This window comes from Aquabacterium sp. (genome assembly GCF_035476535.1).
Taxonomy (GTDB): domain Bacteria; phylum Pseudomonadota; class Gammaproteobacteria; order Burkholderiales; family Burkholderiaceae_C; genus Pseudaquabacterium.
Genome location: NZ_DATILJ010000180.1, coordinates 113,477 through 133,543, shown reverse-complemented (window position 1 = coordinate 133,543; position 20,067 = coordinate 113,477). Strand labels below are relative to the sequence as shown.

17 protein-coding genes are annotated in these 20,067 nt (G+C 70.9%); 7 read left to right on the top strand and 10 right to left on the bottom strand.

The features are described from left to right. Positions 1-61: 61 nt before the first annotated feature. Complete coding sequence (locus VLK61_RS18010; protein WP_325422998.1) at positions 62-1,318, top strand: D-amino acid dehydrogenase; 1,257 nt, start codon at positions 62-64, stop codon at positions 1,316-1,318. A 108-nt stretch (positions 1,319-1,426) separates the two neighbouring features. Here VLK61_RS18010 and VLK61_RS18005 read toward each other — a convergent pair whose 3' ends face one another. Further along, positions 1,427-2,035, bottom strand: coding sequence for a hypothetical protein (locus VLK61_RS18005; RefSeq protein WP_325422997.1), 609 nt, complete (start codon positions 2,033-2,035; stop codon positions 1,427-1,429). A 602-nt stretch (positions 2,036-2,637) separates the two neighbouring features. On the opposite strand from VLK61_RS18005, the gene VLK61_RS18000 reads away from it, so the two are divergent. Next, positions 2,638-3,477, top strand: a complete 840-nt coding sequence (locus VLK61_RS18000; RefSeq protein ID WP_325422996.1) for a RibD family protein — start codon at positions 2,638-2,640, stop codon at positions 3,475-3,477. A gap of 12 nt (positions 3,478-3,489) precedes the next feature. On the opposite strand, the gene VLK61_RS17995 is transcribed toward VLK61_RS18000, so the two are convergent. The 8 genes from VLK61_RS17995 to VLK61_RS17960 all read right to left on the bottom strand — a co-directional run bounded on the left by VLK61_RS17995 (position 3,490) and on the right by VLK61_RS17960 (position 11,223). Next, positions 3,490-4,413, bottom strand: coding sequence for a class I SAM-dependent methyltransferase (locus tag VLK61_RS17995; protein WP_325422995.1), 924 nt, complete (start codon positions 4,411-4,413; stop codon positions 3,490-3,492). A 22-nt stretch (positions 4,414-4,435) separates the two neighbouring features. Continuing rightward, positions 4,436-5,518, bottom strand: coding sequence for a glycosyltransferase family 4 protein (locus VLK61_RS17990; RefSeq protein WP_325422994.1), 1,083 nt, complete (start codon positions 5,516-5,518; stop codon positions 4,436-4,438). 17 nt (positions 5,519-5,535) lie between these two features. Continuing rightward, positions 5,536-5,952 (bottom strand): 6-pyruvoyl trahydropterin synthase family protein, encoded by a 417-nt coding sequence (locus tag VLK61_RS17985; protein ID WP_325422993.1) that lies wholly within the window; start codon positions 5,950-5,952, stop codon positions 5,536-5,538. Between the two features lie 17 nt (positions 5,953-5,969). Further along, complete coding sequence (locus tag VLK61_RS17980; protein ID WP_325422992.1) at positions 5,970-6,950, bottom strand: zinc-dependent alcohol dehydrogenase; 981 nt, start codon at positions 6,948-6,950, stop codon at positions 5,970-5,972. Continuing rightward, complete coding sequence (locus VLK61_RS17975; protein ID WP_325422991.1) at positions 6,947-7,915, bottom strand: 1-acyl-sn-glycerol-3-phosphate acyltransferase; 969 nt, start codon at positions 7,913-7,915, stop codon at positions 6,947-6,949. Before VLK61_RS17975 ends, VLK61_RS17980 begins: the two co-directional genes overlap by 4 nt. A 20-nt stretch (positions 7,916-7,935) precedes the next feature. Further along, positions 7,936-9,447 carry a protein adenylyltransferase SelO gene (locus VLK61_RS17970; RefSeq protein WP_325422990.1) on the bottom strand — a complete coding sequence of 504 codons (1,512 nt, stop codon included), beginning with the start codon at positions 9,445-9,447 and terminating at the stop codon, positions 7,936-7,938. 88 nt (positions 9,448-9,535) lie between these two features. Then, positions 9,536-10,288 (bottom strand): SDR family oxidoreductase, encoded by a 753-nt coding sequence (locus VLK61_RS17965; RefSeq protein WP_325422989.1) that lies wholly within the window; start codon positions 10,286-10,288, stop codon positions 9,536-9,538. Further along, positions 10,285-11,223: a LysR family transcriptional regulator gene (locus VLK61_RS17960; protein WP_325422988.1), complete on the bottom strand. Its 939-nt coding sequence runs from the start codon at positions 11,221-11,223 to the stop codon at positions 10,285-10,287. Before VLK61_RS17960 ends, VLK61_RS17965 begins: the two co-directional genes overlap by 4 nt. 149 nt (positions 11,224-11,372) lie before the next feature. Here VLK61_RS17960 and VLK61_RS17955 point away from each other — a divergent pair, with 149 nt between their 5' ends. The 3 genes from VLK61_RS17955 (at position 11,373) to VLK61_RS17945 (ending at position 15,642) form a co-directional block, all read left to right on the top strand. After that, positions 11,373-12,821, top strand: coding sequence for a M20 family metallopeptidase (locus tag VLK61_RS17955; protein WP_325422987.1), 1,449 nt, complete (start codon positions 11,373-11,375; stop codon positions 12,819-12,821). A 51-nt stretch (positions 12,822-12,872) separates the two neighbouring features. Continuing rightward, positions 12,873-13,844 carry a Bug family tripartite tricarboxylate transporter substrate binding protein gene (locus VLK61_RS17950; RefSeq protein WP_325422986.1) on the top strand — a complete coding sequence of 324 codons (972 nt, stop codon included), beginning with the start codon at positions 12,873-12,875 and terminating at the stop codon, positions 13,842-13,844. A gap of 148 nt (positions 13,845-13,992) precedes the next feature. After that, a complete protein-coding gene (locus VLK61_RS17945) occupies positions 13,993-15,642 on the top strand; it encodes a hypothetical protein (protein ID WP_325422985.1) in 1,650 nt (549 codons plus the stop codon). 65 nt (positions 15,643-15,707) lie between these two features. Here VLK61_RS17945 and VLK61_RS17940 read toward each other — a convergent pair whose 3' ends face one another. Further along, positions 15,708-16,709 (bottom strand): cytochrome P450, encoded by a 1,002-nt coding sequence (locus VLK61_RS17940; RefSeq protein ID WP_325422984.1) that lies wholly within the window; start codon positions 16,707-16,709, stop codon positions 15,708-15,710. 301 nt (positions 16,710-17,010) lie between these two features. On the opposite strand from VLK61_RS17940, the gene VLK61_RS17935 reads away from it, so the two are divergent. Next, positions 17,011-17,934 (top strand): sigma-70 family RNA polymerase sigma factor, encoded by a 924-nt coding sequence (locus tag VLK61_RS17935; RefSeq protein ID WP_325422983.1) that lies wholly within the window; start codon positions 17,011-17,013, stop codon positions 17,932-17,934. Between the two features lie 228 nt (positions 17,935-18,162). Further along, positions 18,163-20,058 (top strand): EAL domain-containing protein, encoded by a 1,896-nt coding sequence (locus VLK61_RS17930; RefSeq protein WP_325422982.1) that lies wholly within the window; start codon positions 18,163-18,165, stop codon positions 20,056-20,058. Positions 20,059-20,067: the final 9 nt, after the last annotated feature.

Sequence of the window (20,067 nt, the reverse complement as noted above, 5' to 3'; positions counted from 1 at the left end):
TCGCAAGGGCCCGGCCGACAGATCTGCCGGGCGGTCGGGCAACATGGGCCACACTCACGCCATGAAGATCACCATCCTCGGCAGCGGCGTGATCGGCACCACCGCTGCGTACTACCTCGCCAAGAGCGGCCATGAAGTCACGGTGCTGGAACGCCAGCGCGGCCCGGCGCTGGAAACCAGTTTCGCGAATGCCGGCGAGGTGTCGCCCGGTTATTCGTCACCCTGGGCCGGGCCGGGGGTGCCGATCAAGGCCATCACCTGGCTGCTGATGCACCACAGCCCGCTGGTCATCAAGCCGATGCTCGACACGGCGATGTGGCGCTGGGGGCTGCAGATGCTGTGCAACTGCACCGAGACGCGCTACCGCATCAACAAGGCACGCATGGTGCGCCTGGCCGAGTACAGCCGCGACTGCCTCAAGCAACTGCGCGCGGACACCGGCATCGGTTATGACGAGCGCATGCAGGGCACGCTGCAGCTGTTCCGCACCCAGAAGCAGCTCGACGGCACCGCCAAGGACGTGGAGATCCTGAAGCAGTACGGCGTGCCCTATCAGCTGCTGGATCCGCGCGGCTACCTGCAGTACGAACCCGCGCTGGCCGAGGTCCAGCACAAGTTCGTTGGTGCATTGCGCCTGCCCGGCGACGAAACCGGCGACTGCTATCTGTTCACCAACCGCCTCGCCGACCGGGCCCGCGCGCTGGGTGTGCAGTTCCGCTTCGGCGTCAACATCCAGCGCTTGCAAAGCGATGGCGAGCGCATCACCGGCGTGAGCACCGACGCCGGCCCGGTGCAGGCCGACGCCTACCTGCTGGCGCTGGGCAGTTACTCCACCGCCACGCTGGCCCAGGTCGGGCTGAAGATTCCCGTCTACCCGGTGAAGGGCTTCTCGATCACCGTGCCGATCACCGATGCGGCGAAATCGCCCGAGTCCACCATCATGGACGAGACGCACAAGGTCGCCGTCACTCGCTTGGGTGAGCGCATCCGGGTCGGCGGTACCGCACAGCTGTCCGGCTTCGACCTGCAGCTCACGGAAAGCCGCCGCCGCACGCTGGAATTCGTCGTCACCGACCTGTTCCCCAAAGGTGGCGACGTGGCCCGGGCCGAGTTCTGGACCGGCCTGCGCCCGATGACACCCGATGGCACGCCATTGGTCGGCCCGACGAAGCTGAACAACCTGTGGCTGGCCACCGGCCACGGCACGCTGGGCTGGACCATGGCCACCGGCACCGGCCGGCTGCTGGCCGACTGGATGAGCGGCCGCAAACCCGAGATCGACACCGAGGGCCTGACCATCGCACGCTACGCAGCATGAAAGCCGCCACGCCGACCTGGAGCGCACCGAGGGCGTGGGCCGTGGGTGGGCGCGCGGGCGGCGCGCACTGGCCCGCAACACGCCGGCCGACGCTGCTCCCTTCGTTGCCTAGGTGCGGGTGTTGCGCACCAGGCCTCCCGCCTGCGTGGGTGTGCTGTGCGCGCGGCCGTCGATGAAGTGGTTCATTGATGCGGCAACCGCAACCGCCTGCCCCCCGTTGTAGTGAGGGTTCGGTCTGTACGCCGAACAGACGAAGGTTCCTCCTTGGGCAAATGTGCCCAGGAAAGCCCGGGCCACTCGAAGCGCCCCGACGATGTCGGTGTGGGCGATCGAATTGACGCAGCGCTCCTGGCCGAACATGGGCCACAAGGCCTCGGCGCCCCCGGCCAAGGTATTGGCGCCCGAGTTCTGCACCAGGTTGAATTGCGTCGCCTGGGTGTTCATCACTGTCGCGACGTCCAGGTCCAGCACGTAAACCCACGAGGGAATATTCAGGTTCGCCACCGGGAAGATCGGCGCTCCGAAGAAGTCGCTGGTGAAACACACCGCCGACGATGGTTCGACATCAGGGGCCCGGTCGGTGCCCACGGACGTCGTGCCCATGTTTCGAAGGGTCGGGTTCACCTGTGTCACGTCGCGCTTCGTGAACCCGTTGGTGAACAGGTTCTCGTTGGCGTCGGGACTACGGGTGTCGCTGCGATAAAAGATGCCGCGCATATGCTTTCTCCAAGTTGTGGATGCCTGCCGGTGGGGCCCTGCAGCGTCTTCAGGTAGGCGATCAGGTCATGCTTGCTGCAGCTGCTGGCCAGGGCGGCCTCGGCTAGCGCCAGAAGTACGCGTGTGAATGTCATGGCGGGATCCTGGCGATTCAGGCGAACATCGCGCTGGTGACCTGCGCATTGGTCCCGCGGCATCGGGCGCCGGCGGATCCCCTTCCACCTGCGGCAAGGGCAGGATGCTGGTATTGAACGCGGCGCTGCTCATGGTGGGTCTCCCGGTGGCCTGCCACGCTGCAGCACCGGCTGCAGCGCATGCGGCGGGACTGTAGGCCTGGCCTAGCGCAGCGGGTGAGCGGGTTGCACTATTCCCACCGGCCTCATGAGCAAATGTGGCTCTGCCACTTTGCTCATCCCCCTCGGGGGGCGGGCGACGTATGTCGTCGGCCTGGGGGCGCTCATGAGCAAATGTGGCTCTGCCACTTTGCTCATCCCCCTCGGGGGGCGGGCGACGTATGTCGTCGGCCTGGGGGCGCTCACACGGCGCGCTTATGATGGTCCGCACCCGTGAAGCGCCTTCAGATGTCCGGATGTTCCGACGACTTGTGGCCCCTGCTCCTGGCAATGGCCCAGGCGCGCGGCACCGAGCCTGCGCCGGCCGCAGCGCATGGCGTGAGCCGGGATGCCGGGCTCGGCTGGCAACTGCGGGGACCCTGGGACAGCGCGGCGCAGGAGTTGTTCGCGCTGTTCAAGCCCTTGCTCGATGCGCCGCGCGGTGGCCCGGCGTGGGTGATCGCGCAGCTGGGCCAAAGCCTGGACGCTTGCGTGGCCACACGCAGCGGCGACTCCTGCTTCGTCAACGGGCCCGAGACGCTGGCGCACCTGCATCGCTTGCGGGCCTTGAGCGACGCGGTGATCGTCGGCGCCGGTACGGTGGCCTGCGACAACCCGCGTCTGACGACGCGCCATGTCAGCGGCCCGCATCCGACACGCGTGCTGCTGGACCCGACGCTGCGGCTGGCCGGGCTGGTGGGCACCGCCCATGTGTTCACCGACGAACAGGTGCCCACGCTGTGGTTGTGCGACGCCACCCGGCGCGATCAGGCCGTGGCGCTGCTCGGCGCGCCGCGTGTGCTGGCGGTGGGCGGCTTGCTGGCTGAAGGCGGCGTGCTGCAGCTGGCGCTGGCTGTCGCGGCGCTGCACGCACGAGGCTTGTCGCGGCTGTTCGTCGAAGGCGGCGGCGTCACCGTGTCACGCTTTCTGGCGCAGGGCTGCCTGGACCGGCTGCACCTGGCCATCGCACCCTTGTTGATCGGCGACGGCCGGCCGGGGCTGCGCTTCGCCGGCGCCACGCGCCTGGCCGATTGCGCGCGGCCGCGCTGCAGCGTCTATCGCATGGGGCGGGACCAGCTGTGGGATCTGGACCTGCGCGCGCCGGCTTGACGGGCCTGCCGCTCAAGGCAGGCTGGCGACGATGTCCACATGGCCCACACGCAAGCTGCTGGTGCCGACACAGGCCTCGCGCCGTGATTGCCATGCAGTCACCAGGTCATGCGCGGTCGGGTCCTGTTCCCGCGCCGCCGCCGCGATGCCTTCGATCATCGCCCGTTGCAGCGCCGCAGCCTGCGCGCCGGCGATGAGCCAGTCGGTCCGTGCCATCGTCGTCTGGTAGCCGGCGTTCGCCATCTGCTGCAACGCGACGGCCGGCGCCTGCGGCCCCAGCGCCGGGCCGAAACCCTTGTCGCGGCGCTGGTGCCGGCTGAACAGCGCGTGAACGGCCTCATCGTCGGGGTCGGCCGGCTGCCAGGCCGAGCGCCCATCGACGGTCAACGCCAGCAGCATCGCCGCGCCGGCGTCTCGCGCTCGTTGAATCAAGCGCTGCAGCCACGCGGCCGACACCAGGTCCAGCAAGGCCGACGCGGTGATCAGGGCGGGTTGCGCCAGGTCCAGCGACGACAGGTCCCGTGCCAGGTCGATGCGTTGGCGCAGGACCTCGGCGCAGAAGCTGGGGCCGGTGATGCAGCATGGGCCCGCGTCGCTGGCGTCGCCGGGCTGTGTGAAGTGGTAGCCCTGCTGCCGCGACCAGCGCGCCAGGGCCTCGGGCACGGCCGCCAGCAGGCCCGGATCATGGTCGACCAGGCGCCAGCGCTGCAGGCCTCCCAGGCGCGGTGCCAGCGCCCGCAGGTTGGCGCCGTGGCCGCAGCCGAGGTCGAGCACGCCGAGGACGCCACCCGCACGCGAGCCCGCGCCCGCACGGCGCCACCGCGCGATGTGTTCCGGCAGGCCCAGCTGCGGCGCCCCGGCTTCGCGCGCCGCGTGGTCGAAGGGCTCGCGCAGCGCTAACCACTGGGCGCTGAAGCCGGCTGGATCGGAGGTCACGTGCGGCTGCGTCATCACGCCGTCACGCCAGTGTTGGCGGCAGCGCGGCTGCACGCAGCGCCGCCGCAAAGTGCTCTATCGCCTGCGCCCAGCCGGGCAGCTGCGTGCGCGCCGCGCGTGCGCCCGCGGCCAGGCGCTGGCGCAGCGCGGGCTCGTCGAGCATGCGCGCCAGCGCGGCCCGCAGTGCGGTGCCATCACCCGGCGGCAGCAACAGACCGGCGTTGGCCGGCACGGTGTCGGTGATGGCGCCGGCCGCGCTGCTGACGATGGGCAGGCCATGCGCCAAGGCCTCGGCCAGCGCCATGCCGTAGCCTTCATGCAAGGACGGCAGCACGAAGACATCGGCACGCGCGTAGAAGGCCTGCAGCGTGGGCGCGTCGACCTCGCCGTGCAGCCGCACACGCCTGCCCAGTCCGTGGTGGGTGATGCCGGCGCGCACGGCGGCCGCCGTGGCTGCGTCACGCGTCGTGCTACCGACGCAATGGAGCGTCCACGCGCGGTCCTGCAGACCCGCCAGCGCGTCGATCAGCGCGGCGTGGCCTTTGCGCGGAATCAGCGTCGCGACGCACAGCAGCGACAGCCCGCCGTCGGCCGCAGCGGCCGCCGAGCCGGTGGACAGCGGCGCGGCCGCCGTGCCCGGCATCACCACCCGGATGCGGTGCCCGGCCACGCCGTAGTCCGCCAAGGCACGCGCGGTGGCCGCGCTGGTGACGATCACCGCCTGCGCGCTGGCCAGCGCGCGCCGCTCGCTGTCGAACAGCTGCTGGCGTTGCGGCGCGGCGAGGCCGCATTCGAGCGCAAGCGGGTGGTGCACCAGCGCCACCCAGCGCAGCCGCGCCGCATGCTGCACGGCCAACTCCGGCAGCGCGCCGAAGGCCAGGCCATCGGCGACGACGGTGCAGCCTTCCGGGATCGCGGCGATCAGCCGGGCGGCATGCTGCCGCGTGGCCGCATCCGGCCACGGAAAGCCGCCACCCAAGCTCACCAGGTCGACGGTCCAGCCGGCCGCGCGCAGCCCGCCGATGATGCGGCGGTCGTAACCATAACCACCGGTCAGGCTGTCCAGATCGCCAGGCACGACGAAGGCGATGCGAGGTGGCGACATGGCAGGTTGCTGGCGCGTCAGCCGCCGCTGGTGGTGGGCAGCGCGCCTTCGTAGGCGGCCCACGCGACATGCGATTCGTTCAGCGTCACCTTCATCGTGCACAAGGCCTCGCTGCCCAGGCCCAGCGCGCCGGCCGCGATGCGTTCGGCGACGCGGTCGAAGACAACACGGGCGAGGAACTCGGTGGTGGTGTTGCGTCCCGCGAAGGCGCTCTCGTCGTCCAGGTTGCGGTAGTTCAGCGCGCCCAGCACGCTGCGCAGCAGTTCGCCGGCCAGGCCGATGTCGACGACGATGCCATGGTCATCGAGCGTGGGCCGGCGCAGTTCCAGGTCGACCACGTAGGTGGCGCCGTGCAGGCGTTGCGCGGGGCCGAAGACGGGGCCCTGGAAACTGTGCGCGATCATGAAGTGGTCACGAACGCCGACGCTGTACATGGGCTCTCTCCTGGTGGTCAGTCGTAGTCGATGCGCTGGCACAGCGTGCTGTCGCCGGTGGCACCGGCCAGCCGTGCCAGCACCGCGGGCAGCGTGGCAAATGGCGCGGCATCGGTGATCAGGGCGTCCAGCGCCGGCTCGCGCAGCAGCGACAAGGCCAGCGCCAGGCGGCGGCGGTGCGTCCAGCGGCTGCGCTGCGCGGTGGCCACCTGGCCGACCTGCGAACTCTTCAAGGTCAGCCGCCGGGCATGGAAGGCCTCACCCAGCGGCACGCTCACCGCGCGTGTGCCGTACCAGCTGAGCTCCAGCACCGTGGCCTCGAAGGCGGCCAGGCGCAGCGCCGTTGCCAGCCCCGCGGCCTGGCCGCTGGCGTGGATCACCAGGTCGGCGTTGTCCTGTGCGGCACCGGGCAGTGAAAAATAAGCGCCAAGCTGCTCGGCCACGGTGCGGCGGCCGGGTTGCGTGTCGACCAGCTCGACGCTGCAGCCGGGCAGGCGCGCCGCCAGCCAGGCCACCAGCAGACCGACCGTGCCGCCACCGACCACCGCGATGCGATCGCCAACCCGCGGTGCGGCGTCCCACAGCGCGTTGACAGCGGTTTCCAGTTGCGCGGCGAGCACGGCGCGGCCCGGCGGCACATCGTCCGGCAGCCGGTGCACGGCTGCTTCCGGCACGACATAACGCGTCTGGTGCGGGTACAGGCAGAACACCTGGCGCCCCCGCAGTTCGGCCGGTCCTTGTTCGACCACGCCGACACTGCTGTAGCCGTACTTCAGCGGCCCGGGAAAGTCGCCCGACTGGAACGGCGCACGCATGCGTTCGTATTCACTGAGCGGCACTTCGCCGCGGAAGACCAGGGTTTCGGTGCCGCGGCTGATGGCGCTGTGCAGCGTGCGCACCTGCACCTGGCCGGCTTGCGGGGCGGGCAGGATCTCACTGCGCAACTCGGCTCGGCCGGGCTCCATCAGCCAACAGGCCAAGGCCGACAGATCGCTCATCGGTCCACCAGCCGCCGCAGCGCCGCGCGCTCGGCAGGGTGCCGCTGCCAGCCGCCGCGGGAAGCTGGGCCGCGTGATGTCGCAGCGGCTTCGCGGCAGGGCAGGGCCTCGATCAGCTGCCGGGCCTGCGCCACCATCGCCGCGTGCAGCGAGCCGGCATCCTCCGCTCCCAGGGTCTGCAGCGGGCCGAAGGCCACGCGGGCGCTCATGTCGTGGTAGCGCGGCAGCGCGACCTGCAGCGCCGCGGCGAGCTTTTCCTTGTCGTGTGCGCTGCGGCGCAGCCAGGTCAGCGGGTGCCGCTGGACTTGCGCGGACACGACATCGCTGACCAGCGCCGCCAGCCAGCGCGTCTGCGGCACACGCCGCACGAACAGCGCCGCACTGTCCGACCAGTCCTGCAGCGAAGCCAGGGCCTGGTGCGGCCCGAAGGTCGCCGGGTCGGGCTCGATGCGGCCGGCCGGAAAGTTCAGCAGCGCGCCGCCCTGCTTCAGGTGCGCGACGCCGGCGCGCAGCACCGGCAGGCGCTCGCCGTCACCCTCGGGCACCAGGATCAGCGAGCGGGCCACCTGCGGCAGCGCGCGCAGGAACGGCCGGTCGCCGGCGATCACGCGCAGGTCGGGCCGGCAGGCCAGGGCCGAGAGCAGCGCAATCGTGTCGCTCATGCCGGGGTGGTTGGCCACGATCAGCAGCGGGCCGCTGGCCGGCACGTGGCAGTCGCCGCTAACGTGCAATGCCGCTGTCACCTGCTGCAGCAGCCAGGCGCTGCCGGCGGCCAGGCCTTGCGCGCCGACACGCTGGTCGAACTCGTGGGCCAGCCGTGCGAAGCGCCGGGCGGGCGCCCGGAACAAGCGCCGCAGCGGCGTGTGCCGCCAGCGCATCAGGCCGGCCGCATCCAGCAGGTCGTCGACGTTGATCTCCGTCAGCGCGTCCAGCAGGTCGGGCGATGCGGGGGGCGGCAAGGGCATGGCTGTGCGCGGCCCGCGCGCTAGGTGCCGCAGAAGGTCCGGTAGCAGGCGGTGACTTCCGCCAGCGCGGGCTCGGCATAGGGCGCCCCTTCGGGCGTCTCGTCGAACGGCTGGCGCAGCGCCGCCAGCAGGCGCTCGAAGGGGACCAGGTCGTCGTTGCCGGAGGCCGCCGCCAGCGCCTCTTCGACGCGGTGGTTGCGCGGGATGATCCACGGGTTCACGCGCCGCATGCGGGCCGCGCGTTCCACCGCACCGGGGCCGCCGGCGGCGTCGTCGCGCCGGCAGCGCTCGCGCCAGCGCGTGAGCCAGGCGGCCAGGGCGGTGGGTTCGGCGAACAGCGCGCGCAGCGCACTGTCGTTGCCGTCGGCGGCGCCGGCCAGGCGACGCCAGGCCAGCGTGAAGTCGACCGCTTGCGCATGCAGCAGCGCCAGCCAGTCGTTGGCCAATGCCGTGTCGGCCTCGTCGTCGGCCACGCCGGCGGCGTGCAGACCGAGCTTGGCGCGTTGGCCTTGCAGCAAGGCCGTGGCGTAGCGGGCCGGGAAGGCGTCGATGACGGTCATCACCTGCGCGACCGAGTGCTGCACCGCTGCCTCGTCGTCGGCTGAAGCCATCAGCGGCAGCAGCGTCTCGGCAAACCTGGCAAGGTTCCAGCGCGCGATGTGCGGCTGGTTGCTGTAGGCATAGCGGCCGCCGTGGTCGATGCTGCTGAACACCGCCGCCGGGTCGTAGGCTTCCATGAAGGCGCAGGGCCCGAAGTCGATGCTCTCGCCCGAGATCGCCATGTTGTCGGTGTTCATCACGCCGTGGATGAAGCCCACGTTCATCCACTGCGCGATGAGCGTGGCCTGCCGCGCGGCGACGGCCTGCAGCAGCGCCAGGTAACGCTCAGGCGTAGCGGCCAGGTCCGGGTCGTGGCGGGCGATCGCATAGTCCGCGAGCTGGCGCAGCTTGTCGATGTCGCCGCGCGCCGCGAAGAACTGGAAGGTGCCCACGCGCAGGTGGCTCGCGGCCACGCGCGTCAGCACCGCGCCGGGCAGCGCTTGCTCGCGGTAGACCGGCTCGCCGGTGGCGGCCACGGCCAGGGCCCGCGTCGTCGGGATGCCGAGCGCGTGCAGCGCCTCGCCGATCAGCACCTCGCGCAGCATCGGGCCGACGGCCGCCTTGCCGTCGCCGCTGCGAGAGAAGGGCGTGCGGCCCGAGCCCTTGAAAGCGATGTCGCGGCGCCGGCCCGCGCGGTCGATCACTTCGCCGAGCAGCAGCGCGCGGCCATCGCCCAACTGGGGCGAGAAGCCGCCGAACTGGTGGCCGGCATAGGCCTGGGCGATGGGCTCGGCGCCCTCGGGTACGGCGTTGCCGGCAAACAGCGCGGCCCCCTCGGGCCCGTTCAGCGCTGCGCCGTCCAGCTTCAACTCGGCGGCCAGCGCCTGGTTGAGGAACAGCAGGCGCGGCGTCGGCACCGCAGCGGGCTTCCAGGCCACGTAGAAGCCCGGCAGTTCGCGGGCGTAGGTGTTGTCGAAGCCGAAGGGCAGCATGCGTGAATCCGATGGTGGGCCGGCCACAGTGTGCCGGCAATCGCTTGCCCCCAGCGAATCAGGGGCACGCAGCAACGGGGGTCCAGACCTAGTTCGCGGCGTTGCGGGCCAGCCAGCTGTCCAGCGAGACCGGGCCGATCCAGGCCTGCGGGCCGGCCGTCAAGGTGCCGTCATCCAGGCGCGCGCCGAAATACAGCACATCGTCGTCCCGCACGACCTCACGCGGGTCCTGCCGGGCCTGCAGCGTGCGGCGCAGCAGTTCGTCCAGCGGCAGCGCCTGCGGGCCTGCCACTTCGCGGGTGGTGTTCAGCGGAGCTTCGGTGGCGACCTTCATCAGCGCGGCGGCCACGTCGTCGGCGGCGATCGGCTGCAGCTTGGCCGACGAGACGCGCACAGTCTGGCCCTGGGTGTAGAAGTGGGCGATGGACGCCAGGAACTCGTAGAACTGCGTGGCCCGCACGATGGTGTACGGCAGCGTCGAGCCCTGGATGATGTCCTCCTGGGCCAGCTTGGCGCGCAGGTAGCCGCTGTCGGACCCGCGCTCGGCCCCCACCACCGACAGCACCACATGATGACGCACGCCCGCGGCGCGTTCGGCGGCGAGCAGGTTCCGTGTCGAAGACTGGAAAAAGGCCATGACCGCGTCGTCCTCGAACGACGGCGAGTTGCTCACGTCCACCACCACCTCGGCGCCGGCCAGCGCCGCGGACAGCCCTTCGCCGGTGACCGCATTGACACCCGAGGACGGCGATGCTGCCAGCACCTGATGCCCGGCCTGCTGCAGCAGGGCCGCCAGTTTCTTGCCGATGAGGCCACTGCCTCCGATGATCACGAACTTCATGTCGAATCCTTCCTTGTGTTGGGGGGAGGGGCACCGTGGCACTCTATCGCCGCAATGAGGCGCTGCGCCAGGGACTGGGCCAGCGGCGGCAGCAGGCGGCCTTCGAGCGACATCAGCTGCAGGCGACGCTGCTGCAGCTGAGCATCCGCAAACGGCACCAGCACCAGGCTGCCGTCGGCCACCAGGTGAAACGCCGTCAGTTTGCCGGCCAACACGATGTCGGTGTCGTGCACCAGAGGCAACAGTGCCGACGAGAAGTTGCTGACCACGGCGGCCTCGTACTGCAGGCCTTGCAGGGCGCAGGCGCTGTCGAAGAGCTGCCGGCCGGTCATGCCCATCGCCCCCACCGCGAGCGGGTAGCGCACGGCCTCGGCCACGGTCAGCGCGCGCTTGCGGGCCAGCGGATGCCCGGGCTTCATCAGCGCGCAGATGGGCGCCAGCGCGGCATGCTGCACCGTCATGCCTTTTTCGGGCGCCACGCAGTACTTCAGCGCGAGATCCGCGTCGCCGCGCGTCAGCAGGGCACTGACTTCGTCGGGCGCCGCGATGCTGAGCTGCAGCCGCGCGTCGGGGAACTCGGCGCGGAACGCGTTGATCACGGTCGGCAGGAAGCCGGCGACAAACCCCTCGGTGCAGGCCAGCCGCACCTGGCGCTTGGCCTGGCGCGCCAGTCCCTGCACCTGTTCGATCACGCGCTCGGCCTCTTCGGCGCCTGCGCGCAGATGCGTCGCCAGCCGCTCGCCGGCCGGGGTGAGGGCCATGCCGCGCTGCTTGCGGTCGAACAACGCGGCGCCGAGCGCATCCTCGAGCTTCGTGATCTGCCGGCTGACGGCCGAGGCCGCCACATGCAACTGCGCGGCGGCCTGGCTGACCGAACCGGTCTGCGCCACCGACAGGAAGTAGCGCATCTGCGTGCTGATCAAGGACACCCTCACGGCCGCCTCCTGGATTGCCGTTTTGGCAATCGATGCTTCGATTATCTCTACTGGCGGCATGGGCGCTTTGCGCTCACAGTGGCAGGCCTTTGTGCCCGGGCGCCTGCGCCGCCCGCAAAACCCCCACCGCCGACCTGCAAGAACAGACCATGAGCCGAGCCCTTGCCGTGGCGCGCGCCCAGCGCGTGATCGATTCCGGCGCGTTCGCCGCCACGCTGGCGCGGCGCGTGCGCTGCGCCACCGAAAGCGAGAACGCCGACCAGGCGGCGCCGGCGCTGCAGGCCTACCTGGACGACGAGATCGCACCGGCGCTGGCGCCGCTGGGCTTTGCCGTGCAGCGCGTGGCCAATCCGGTCGACGCGCGGCTGCCGATGCTGATCGCGCAGCGCATCGAGTCCCCCGCGCTGCCCACCGTGCTGATGTATGCCCATGGCGATGTCGTGCGCGGCCACGCTGCGCAGTGGCGCGACGGCCTCGCGCCCTGGGCGCTGACGGTGGAGGGCGACCGCTGGTACGGCCGCGGCACCGCCGACAACAAAGGCCAGCACAGCATCAACCTGGCCGCGCTCGAACAGGTGATCGCCGCGCGGGCCGGCCGGCTCGGCTTCAACGTCAAACTGCTGGTCGAGATGGGCGAAGAAGCCGGCTCGCCCGGCCTGCGCGAGGTCTGCGAACAGCATCGCGAGGCCTTGCGGGCCGACCTGTTCCTGGCCAGCGACGGGCCGCGCGTGCAGGCCGAGCGGCCAACGCTGTTCCTGGGCTCGCGCGGGGCCCTCAATTTCGAGCTGCGGCTGCCGCTGCGTGAACGCTCCTACCACTCGGGCAACTGGGGCGGCCTGCTCGCCAACCCGGCGGTGGTGCTGGCCAACGCCGTCGCCAGCCTGGTCGATGAACGTGGGCGCATCCGGGTCGAGGCCTTGCGGCCGGCGGCCATCCCGGCGTCGGTGACGCGGGCGCTCGAGGACATCGAGGTCGGCGGTGGTGAGGACGATCCGCGCATCGATGCGCACTGGGGCGAGCCAGGTCTCACGCCGGCCCAACGCGTGATCGGCTGGAACAGCCTGGAGGTGCTGGCCATGAGCGCGGGCAACCCCGCGCAGCCGGTTGGCGCGATTCCCGGCCGGGCCCAGGTGTGGTGCCAGCTGCGCTTCGTCGTTGGTACCCGGCTGGACGACATCGCGCCCGCGCTGCGCGCCCACCTGGACGCGGCCGGCTTCGGCCAGGTGGAGCTGCACTTCGGCGCCAGCGCCGAGGCGACCCGCCTCGATCCGGACGACGCCTGGGTCGCCTGGGCGATGGACTCGATCGCACGCACCACCGGGCGCCGGCCGGCGCTGCTGCCCAACCTCGGCGGCTCGCTGCCCAACGACATCTTCGCCGGCCTGCTGGGCCTGCCCACGCTGTGGGTGCCGCACTCCTATCCCGCCTGCGCCCAGCATGCGCCGAACGAGCACCTGCTGGCCTCGGTGGCGCGTGAAGGCCTGGCCGTCATGGCTGGCCTGTTCTGGGACCTCGGCGAGTCCGGCGCAGCGCTGCGGACTGCACGGGCCGCGGCGCTGATGGACGCACGCGCCGTGGCGTGCGAGGCCAGGTCCTGACGGCTTGATTCCGCACCACGCCCTCTCTCTTCCTTTGTCCGAGAACTGCCCATGAAACCCGTTTCCTTGCTGGCCATGGCTGCCGCGGCCCTTGTCGCGGTGCTGCCCCCGGCGGCCGCGCAAAGCTACCCGAGCAAGGCCGTCACGCTGGTGGTCCCGTTCCCGCCCGGCGGCGGCACCGACATCGTCGCGCGCCTGGTGGCGGTCAAGCTGGCGGCCCGCCTCGGGCAGGCGGTGGTCGTCGAGAACAAGCCGGGTGCGGCCACGGCCATCGGTGCGGGTGCGGTTGCCAAGGCTGCACCGGACGGCTACACGCTGCTGCTGTCAGGCTCGTCGACCTATTCGATCGTGCCGGCGCTGCGCGCGGGCCTGCCCTACGACCCGCTGGCGAGCTTCTCGCACATCGCGGTGGTGGCCAAGGCCCCGCTGGTGCTGCTGGCCAGCCCCGCGGCGCAGGCTGCGAGCACGGACGAGCTGCTCAAGCGCGCCAAGGCCACGCCGGACGGCCTGATGTTCGCGACCTTCGGCAATGGCTCCGGCCCGCACTTTGCGGGCGCGATGCTGGCCGACGCCGCTCATGTGAAGTTCACCGCCATCCCCTACAAGGGCAGTGCGCCGGCGCTCACCGGGCTGATCGGCGGCGAAGTGGCCTTCACCTTCGACACGGTGGCCGCGGGCGCGCCGCATGTGCGCGCCGGCAAGCTGAAGGCGCTGGCTGTCACCGGCGACAAGCGTTCGGAGCTGCTGCCCGAAGTGCCCACCTATGCCGAGGCCGGCTTGGCCAAGGCTTCGCTGGTCAGCTGGTACGGCCTGGTGGCGCCGGCGAAGACGCCCGAGGCGGTGCTGTCCCGCCTGACGCAGGAACTCACCGCCGTGATGGCCGACACGGAGGTCCGCAAGACCCTGGCCGCGAACGGCCTGGATGCGGCGATGCTGGGTCGCGAAGCGTTCCAGCAGCTCATCCGCAAGGAGATGGCCGAGTTCAAGGACATCGCGCAGCGCGCCAGCATCACGCTCGATTGACGCAGCGCGTAGCGGCGCGCTATACGGCGCCGGCTGGCCCACATCGTGAACCATTCCCGCGATCGATGGCCCGGGACAAGCTTTACTGCTGGACACCCCGCGCGCCGCGGCTTGCTGGCACAAAGCAGGCCTGTGCGGAGGTGGTGCGATGACGATGATGACGAAGATGCGGCACCTTGTGCTGTCGGGCCTGCTGGTCGCGGCGCTCGATGCCTCGGCCGGCAGCGTGGTCTGCCCGACGGCGGCGCTGCCGCTGCAGGGCGCGGCAGTGCGCGGCAGCACGCCGGTGTTCCCGGTGGACAACTGGTGGAACCTGGATGTGCGCAGCGCGCCGGTCGATGCCAACTCGGCCGCCTTCATCAGCTTCATCAACAACGGCGGCACGCGCACGCTGCATCCCGATTTCGGCGGTGAAGAATCGCCCGGCAGCGTCGCCATCTATGGCATCCCGTATGCCGTGGTCGATGGCAGCCAGATCAAGTCGGCAGTGAGCTTCCAGTACGCGGATGAAAGCGATGGTGTCGATCCCGCCACCGGCGTGGGGCTGCCGTTCTACCCGATCCCCACGCAGTCCATCACCCAGCCGCACTGGGTCGAAGGCGGCGCGCCGGCCAACGTCGACCAGCGCAGCAGCAGCGACCGCCACCTGCTGATGGTCGACTGCACGAACAACCAGCTGTACGAGCTCTACAACGTCTGGTACGACGCCAGCAAGGGCCGCTGGTTTGGCGGCTCGGGCGCCTTCTTCGACATGAACGGCAATGCGCGCCGACCGGCCGGCTGGACTTCGGCCGACGCCGCCGGCCTGGCGATCTTTCCCGGTCTGGTGCGCCACGACGAGGTCTACAACCCGGCGCTGACCGAGATCGGCCACGCGCTGCGGGTGACGGTGCGGGCCACCAACGGCTATGTCTGGCCGGCCTCGCACCGCGCCGGCAGCACGGCCGGGGCCTTGCCGATGGGCGCGCGGCTGCGGCTGAAGGCCAGCGTCAACGGCCAGGACCCGGCGCTGCGCAGCAACGACCCGCAGATGCAGAAGATCTTCCGCGCGATGCAGCGGCACGGTCTGATCGTGGCCGACAACGGCTCGGACATGTACATCAGCGGGACTTTCGACACGCGCTGGAACAACGACATCCTGAACCCGGCGTTCAGGCTGTTGAGCGCCAGCGATTTCGAGGTGATCCAGCTCGGCTGGAACCCGGTGGGCACGGCGCCGGCGCTGGCCGGCGTGGGCGTGCAGCCTGCCAGCGTGGTCGGCGGCAGCGGCGCCACCGGCACCGTGAGCCTGAGCGCGCCGGCACCGGCGGCCGGCGCCGTGGTGAGCCTGGCCTCCAATCAGGCGGCCGCGGTGGTGCCGGCGACGGTGGCGGTGAGCGCCGGTGCCAGCAGCGCGACCTTTGCGATCACCACCAGCGTCGTGGGGACGCTCACATCGGCCACCATCACCGCCAGCTGGGGCGGCGTGAGCAAGACGGCCACGCTCAGCATCCAGCCCGCGGCGGCGCCCAGCCTCAGCACCGTCACACTGGCGCCAACACGCGTGGTGGGCGGCCAGGCGTCCACCGGCACCGTCACGCTCAGCGCCGCGGCGCCGGCTGGCGGTGCCGCGGTGGCGCTGCGCTCGTCGGTCACCGGCGTGGCCAGCGTGCCGGCCAACGTGCTGGTGCCCGCCGGGGCCAAGACGGCGAGCTTCGCCGTCAGCACCGTCAAGGTGAACCGCAACCAGCAGGTGTCGATCAGCGCCACCTGGCAGTCGCGCACCGTCTCCAGCGCCTTGACGGTGACACGGCGCTAGCCCCGGACAGCTGGCTTGTCGAACCTGCGCTGGGACGGGTGGCCCGGCTGTCGCGCCGCGGCGGGTCAAGCGCGTGTGCGCCTCACGACCGGCAGCGATGCCGGCGCGCGCAGCGCAAACCCGCCGCGCCAGACCAGCGCCGAGTCGTCGCTATCCAACAAAGTGAGCGTGCCACCGTGCGCCAGCAGCGCCTCGGTGGCGATGATCACCGCCATGCGCACCAGCGACGCTCCGGCGCAGCGATGCAGCCCGGCGCCGAAGCCGAGCTGCGCCGACGCATCGCGCGCCCAATCGAGCCGTTCGGGGTCGGCAAAACGCGCCGGGTCGCGATTGGCGGCCGCCAGCAGCAGGGCGACCTGATCGCCGCGCCGCAGCGGCGTGCCGCCGATGTCGACATCCTCGGCCGCCTGCCGAAAGATGGCGTGCGCCGGACTGCCCAGCCGGAGCAGTTCACCGACCGATCGTGCAACGCCTTGCGGCGACGAGCGCAGCGCGGCAAGCGCCTCGGGCTGACGCAGCAGCGCGAGCCATGCGCCGGCCAGCAAGGCCGGCAGCGTCTGCGACAGCGCCACGAAGGTCTGCACATCGGCCATGCCGTCCTGCCGCGCCGCCGGGCCCGAGAGCAGCTGCGCCAGCGGCGCCGCGGCGGCCAGCGCGTCGGCGGCCGGTGCGCCGTCGGTGGCCGCTGCCGCCGCCACGAACAGCCGGCGTGCCAGCCCGAGACAGGCCGCCGCCTCGTTCCTTGGCGCACCGGTGACGACCAGCGCCACTTCCAGCGACCAGGGTTCGGCCACCGCGCTCACCAGATCGACCGGCACGCCTTCGGGCAGCGCGCCGATCAGCGCCTGCGCGTGCGCGGTGAAGCCGTCGCGCCACGACGCCAGGCGTGTCGGCGTCAGCAGCTGCTCGATCGCGGCGCGCACCGCGAGATGGGCCGCGGCATCCGTTCCCCCGGGACCCGACAGCACCAGCCGCGGATCGTGCAGCGCCTGCGCGACATCGGCATGGCGGCTGAACTGGCACGCACCAGCGCCGGGCACTGCAGGGGAATCGGTCGCGGGCGTCATGGTCACGGACCGATGAAAGTGTTCTGCAACGGATTGTCGCCGACCGCGTTGTCGGCTTGCTGTCGGTCTTTTCCCACTGGCGCTTGCGGGGAGTTCTGGATGTTTCGACGCGTTGCGAATCATGGCCTGCCGCATTGCACATGCGGGCTTGCCATGGCGGCGGCGGCCTGCTTCAATGGGCTCGGGCTCGCAGGCATCGCCAGCGGGCACAAGAGGAGTGCATGCACAAGACCACTCATGACGATGCAGTCACCGGCCAGCCTGTTGGCGCTGGCCCGCGGCCGCTTGGCGCGGAGTCCCCATGATCTCGATGCACGGCGTGCCTTCGTCGCTGATTCTGCGCAACCAGTCCTGGGTCCGCCAACAGGCGCAGAGCCTGATGCGGCACCTGCCCTCGAATGTCGAAAAGGCCGACCTCATCCAGGCCGGGCTGATTGCCGTGGCACAAGCCTCCTTGTCCTTCAAGTGGGAAGGCGACAAGGAAACCGAAGAGGCGCGAGACGCCTTCGTGCGCTATGCACGCATGCGCGTCAAAGGGGCCATGCTCGATGAGTTGCGGCAGCGCGACCACCTGGGACGTTCGCAACGCCGCAAGGTGAAGGCGATGGAGCTGGCCCGCGAGCGCTGGCGCGCCAGCCACGGCAACGAGCCCACCACCGAAGAACTCGGCCACGCCTGCGGCATGAGCGGCGAAGAAATCTTCGACCTGGAACTCGCTGCGCGTTCGGGCTACACGGTCAGCCTCGACGACGGTGGCGAGTCGGACGAGATGCATCCGACGGCCGAGCCGGCCACGGCCAAGGACGAAGTCGAGGCCCGCGTCGACACCGGCATGCTGCTGCGGCGGCTGGAGAAATTCTTCGCGACGCTGCCCGAACGCGAGCGCCAGGTGATCGACGCCTATCTGGGCGTCGGCCTGACGCCGATCGAGCTGGCGCGATCGCTGAAGGTGTCGCCCACGCGTGTGTCTCAGCTGTTCAAGTCGCTCTGCGAGCAGATCGGCGTGCACCTGGGCCACACGCACCAGCGCTCGACGGACCGCCTGCCCCGCCGTGCCGCGGTGGATCTGGACGGCCTGATCACGCAGCGCGAGACCGAACTGGCCCGGTCCGGGGCTGGCCGCGGCTGGGCCGAGGTCGTCGAAGAGGCCTTGAGCCCCTGGCCCGATGCGGCCGATGAGGGCTTGCAGCGCATCGAGGTGGACGACAACACGCGCTGGGGTTGAGACCTCCTTCACCCCGCGTCGAGATGTCGTGGACACGGCGTCGAGGCACATGGCAGGGTCGGTGTGGGGAGTTCACGATGGCCGCGCCAATTGGCCGTTGTTTGCCCCGCAGTTGTGGCTTCGCTGCCGTGCGCTAGTGCCTAAACTGACGGGGCTGATGTTCATTGAACCAGCAGCAGGCCGCAGCCTGAGCGGTCCCCCTTGTCAGCATCCGAAGGACGCCCTCCCATGACCCAGGAGTTTCACAGCACGCCCCACTGGGCGTCGCTTGTCGACAGCCTCAACCCGTCGATGCTCGTCGTGCTGCTCTCGGTCGACGGCACGCTGATGCATGCCAACAGCGCGGCACTCGAGGCGGTCGGCGCGCGGGCCGGCGAAGCGGTCGGCCGCCCGGTGGCGCAGACGCCTTGGTGGCAGCCGGCGCGACAGGGGTCGCAGCCGCTGCAGCGCGCGCTCGATGCCGGCCGGCGCGGCGAATCCAGCCGCTTTCTCGCCCCGGTCAAGACCCTTCGCAGCGGTCTGGTCGATGTCGAATTCGTGCTCTGCCCGATGTTCGACGACAGCGGCCAGGTCGCCGTGCTGGTGCTGTCCGGCTGCGAAGCCGGCGAGCGCGGCCGCGGCGACGACACGGGGCTGGCGCCCCATGCCGTCGATCCCGACGACGACCATGCCGTGCTCAAGGCAGCGCTGCAGGATGCCATCCGCCTCGAGCAGCTGCATCTGGTGTACCAGCCGCAGGTGGCGGTCGACAGCGGCGACATCGTCGGTGTCGAGGCGCTGCTGCGCTGGGACCATCCGCAGCTCGGTGCGGTCAGCCCGGACCGCTTCATCCCGGTGGCCGAGCGGACCGGTCTGATCGGCATGATCGGCGACTGGGTCTTGCGCCGCGCCTGCCTGGTGGCCCGCAAGTGGCAGCGCCAGGGGCTGCCCGCGGTGCGCATGATGGTCAATGTGTCGAGCTGCCAGTTGCTGCAAGACGGGCCCGGCGGCAACCTGGCGACGCGGATCGAGCGGCTGCTGGCCGAAACCGGCCTGGAGCCGCGCCGCTTGGGGCTGGAGCTGACCGAAACGATGCAGATGCAGGACATGGCGCCGGCCGTGGCCCAGCTCCGCCGCTTGCGCAGCCTGGGCGTGGAGATTGCGCTCGACGATTTCGGGACCGGCAGCTCCAGCCTGAGCTACCTGCGGCGACTGCCGGTGGACGTGGTGAAGATCGATCGATCGCTGGTGCCCGGCGTCACCGGCAGCAGCGAGGCGCTGCCGATCGTGCGCGCCATCATTGCGATGACGCACCAGCTCGGCATGAAGGTGGTGGCCGAGGGCGTCGCCAACGAAGCGCAGCTTGAACTGCTGGCGGCCAACGGCTGCGACCAGTTCCAGGGCTTTCACTTCAGCGCCCCGGTGCCGGCCGAGCAGGCCGAGGCCATGCTGCGGGCCGGCCGCAGGGTGCCGGTGCCCGAGCGTCGCCGGGCCGCACGCGCGCACAAGGTCCTGGTCGTGGGGGCGGATGCCGGCGTGCTCGAGCTCGTCGGCCGCAAGCTCGTGCTGCACTTCGGCGACACCGTGATCGTCAGCACCTGCACCGATCCGCAGGAAGCGCTGCAGCGCCTGCGGGTCGCGCCCTTCGATCTGCTGGTCAGCGATCTGCACATGCCCGGCATGGACGGTGTCGACCTGCTCGGCGCGGCCCGGCAGATCCAGCCCAACGCGGTGCGGATGATGCTGCTGGGCCCCTCGGACCTGGCCCGCGTGGTGGAAGATCAGCGCCAGGTCGATGTCTTCCGCTACGTGTCGAAGCCATGGACGCCGAAGCAGTTCTTCGCCCATTTCCAGGCGGCACGGGAGCAGGTCGAGCGCCAGCGCGCCGAGGGCCTGCTGCGGGGCGAGCTGGCCTTTCCCGGGGTCGAGGCCAGCCGGGCCGTGCGCGAGTTGCTCGACCTCGAACAGGCCGATCCGGGCATCACGACGGCCGTGCGCGGCCCGCACGACGAGATGATGCTGCCGACGCAGCTGTTGACGATGCCCGGCGATCTGTGGTCGCCGAGCAGCGCGACGCTGATGGGCGTTGGGAGCCCCGCCAGAAGCCAGTCGGTCCCGGCCCCGCGCCGCAGCGCGCACCGCTGAGTCGCCCCG

What these genes read in the sequence shown, in the direction of transcription:
- VLK61_RS18010 (WP_325422998.1), top strand. Translation starts at nt 62, where the DNA reads ATGAAGATCACCATCCTCGGCAGCGGCGTGATCGGCACCACCGCTGCG.
- VLK61_RS18005 (WP_325422997.1), bottom strand. Translation starts at nt 2,035, where the DNA reads ATGCGCGGCATCTTTTATCGCAGCGACACCCGTAGTCCCGACGCCAAC.
- VLK61_RS17990 (WP_325422994.1), bottom strand. Translation starts at nt 5,518, where the DNA reads ATGTCGCCACCTCGCATCGCCTTCGTCGTGCCTGGCGATCTGGACAGC.
- VLK61_RS17985 (WP_325422993.1), bottom strand. Translation starts at nt 5,952, where the DNA reads ATGTACAGCGTCGGCGTTCGTGACCACTTCATGATCGCGCACAGTTTC.
- VLK61_RS17980 (WP_325422992.1), bottom strand. Translation starts at nt 6,950, where the DNA reads ATGAGCGATCTGTCGGCCTTGGCCTGTTGGCTGATGGAGCCCGGCCGA.
- VLK61_RS17975 (WP_325422991.1), bottom strand. Translation starts at nt 7,915, where the DNA reads ATGCCCTTGCCGCCCCCCGCATCGCCCGACCTGCTGGACGCGCTGACG.
- VLK61_RS17970 (WP_325422990.1), bottom strand. Translation starts at nt 9,447, where the DNA reads ATGCTGCCCTTCGGCTTCGACAACACCTACGCCCGCGAACTGCCGGGC.
- VLK61_RS17965 (WP_325422989.1), bottom strand. Translation starts at nt 10,288, where the DNA reads ATGAAGTTCGTGATCATCGGAGGCAGTGGCCTCATCGGCAAGAAACTG.
- VLK61_RS17955 (WP_325422987.1), top strand. Translation starts at nt 11,373, where the DNA reads ATGAGCCGAGCCCTTGCCGTGGCGCGCGCCCAGCGCGTGATCGATTCC.
- VLK61_RS17950 (WP_325422986.1), top strand. Translation starts at nt 12,873, where the DNA reads ATGAAACCCGTTTCCTTGCTGGCCATGGCTGCCGCGGCCCTTGTCGCG.
- VLK61_RS17945 (WP_325422985.1), top strand. Translation starts at nt 13,993, where the DNA reads ATGACGATGATGACGAAGATGCGGCACCTTGTGCTGTCGGGCCTGCTG.
- VLK61_RS17940 (WP_325422984.1), bottom strand. Translation starts at nt 16,709, where the DNA reads ATGACGCCCGCGACCGATTCCCCTGCAGTGCCCGGCGCTGGTGCGTGC.
- VLK61_RS17935 (WP_325422983.1), top strand. Translation starts at nt 17,011, where the DNA reads ATGATCTCGATGCACGGCGTGCCTTCGTCGCTGATTCTGCGCAACCAG.
- VLK61_RS17930 (WP_325422982.1), top strand. Translation starts at nt 18,163, where the DNA reads ATGACCCAGGAGTTTCACAGCACGCCCCACTGGGCGTCGCTTGTCGAC.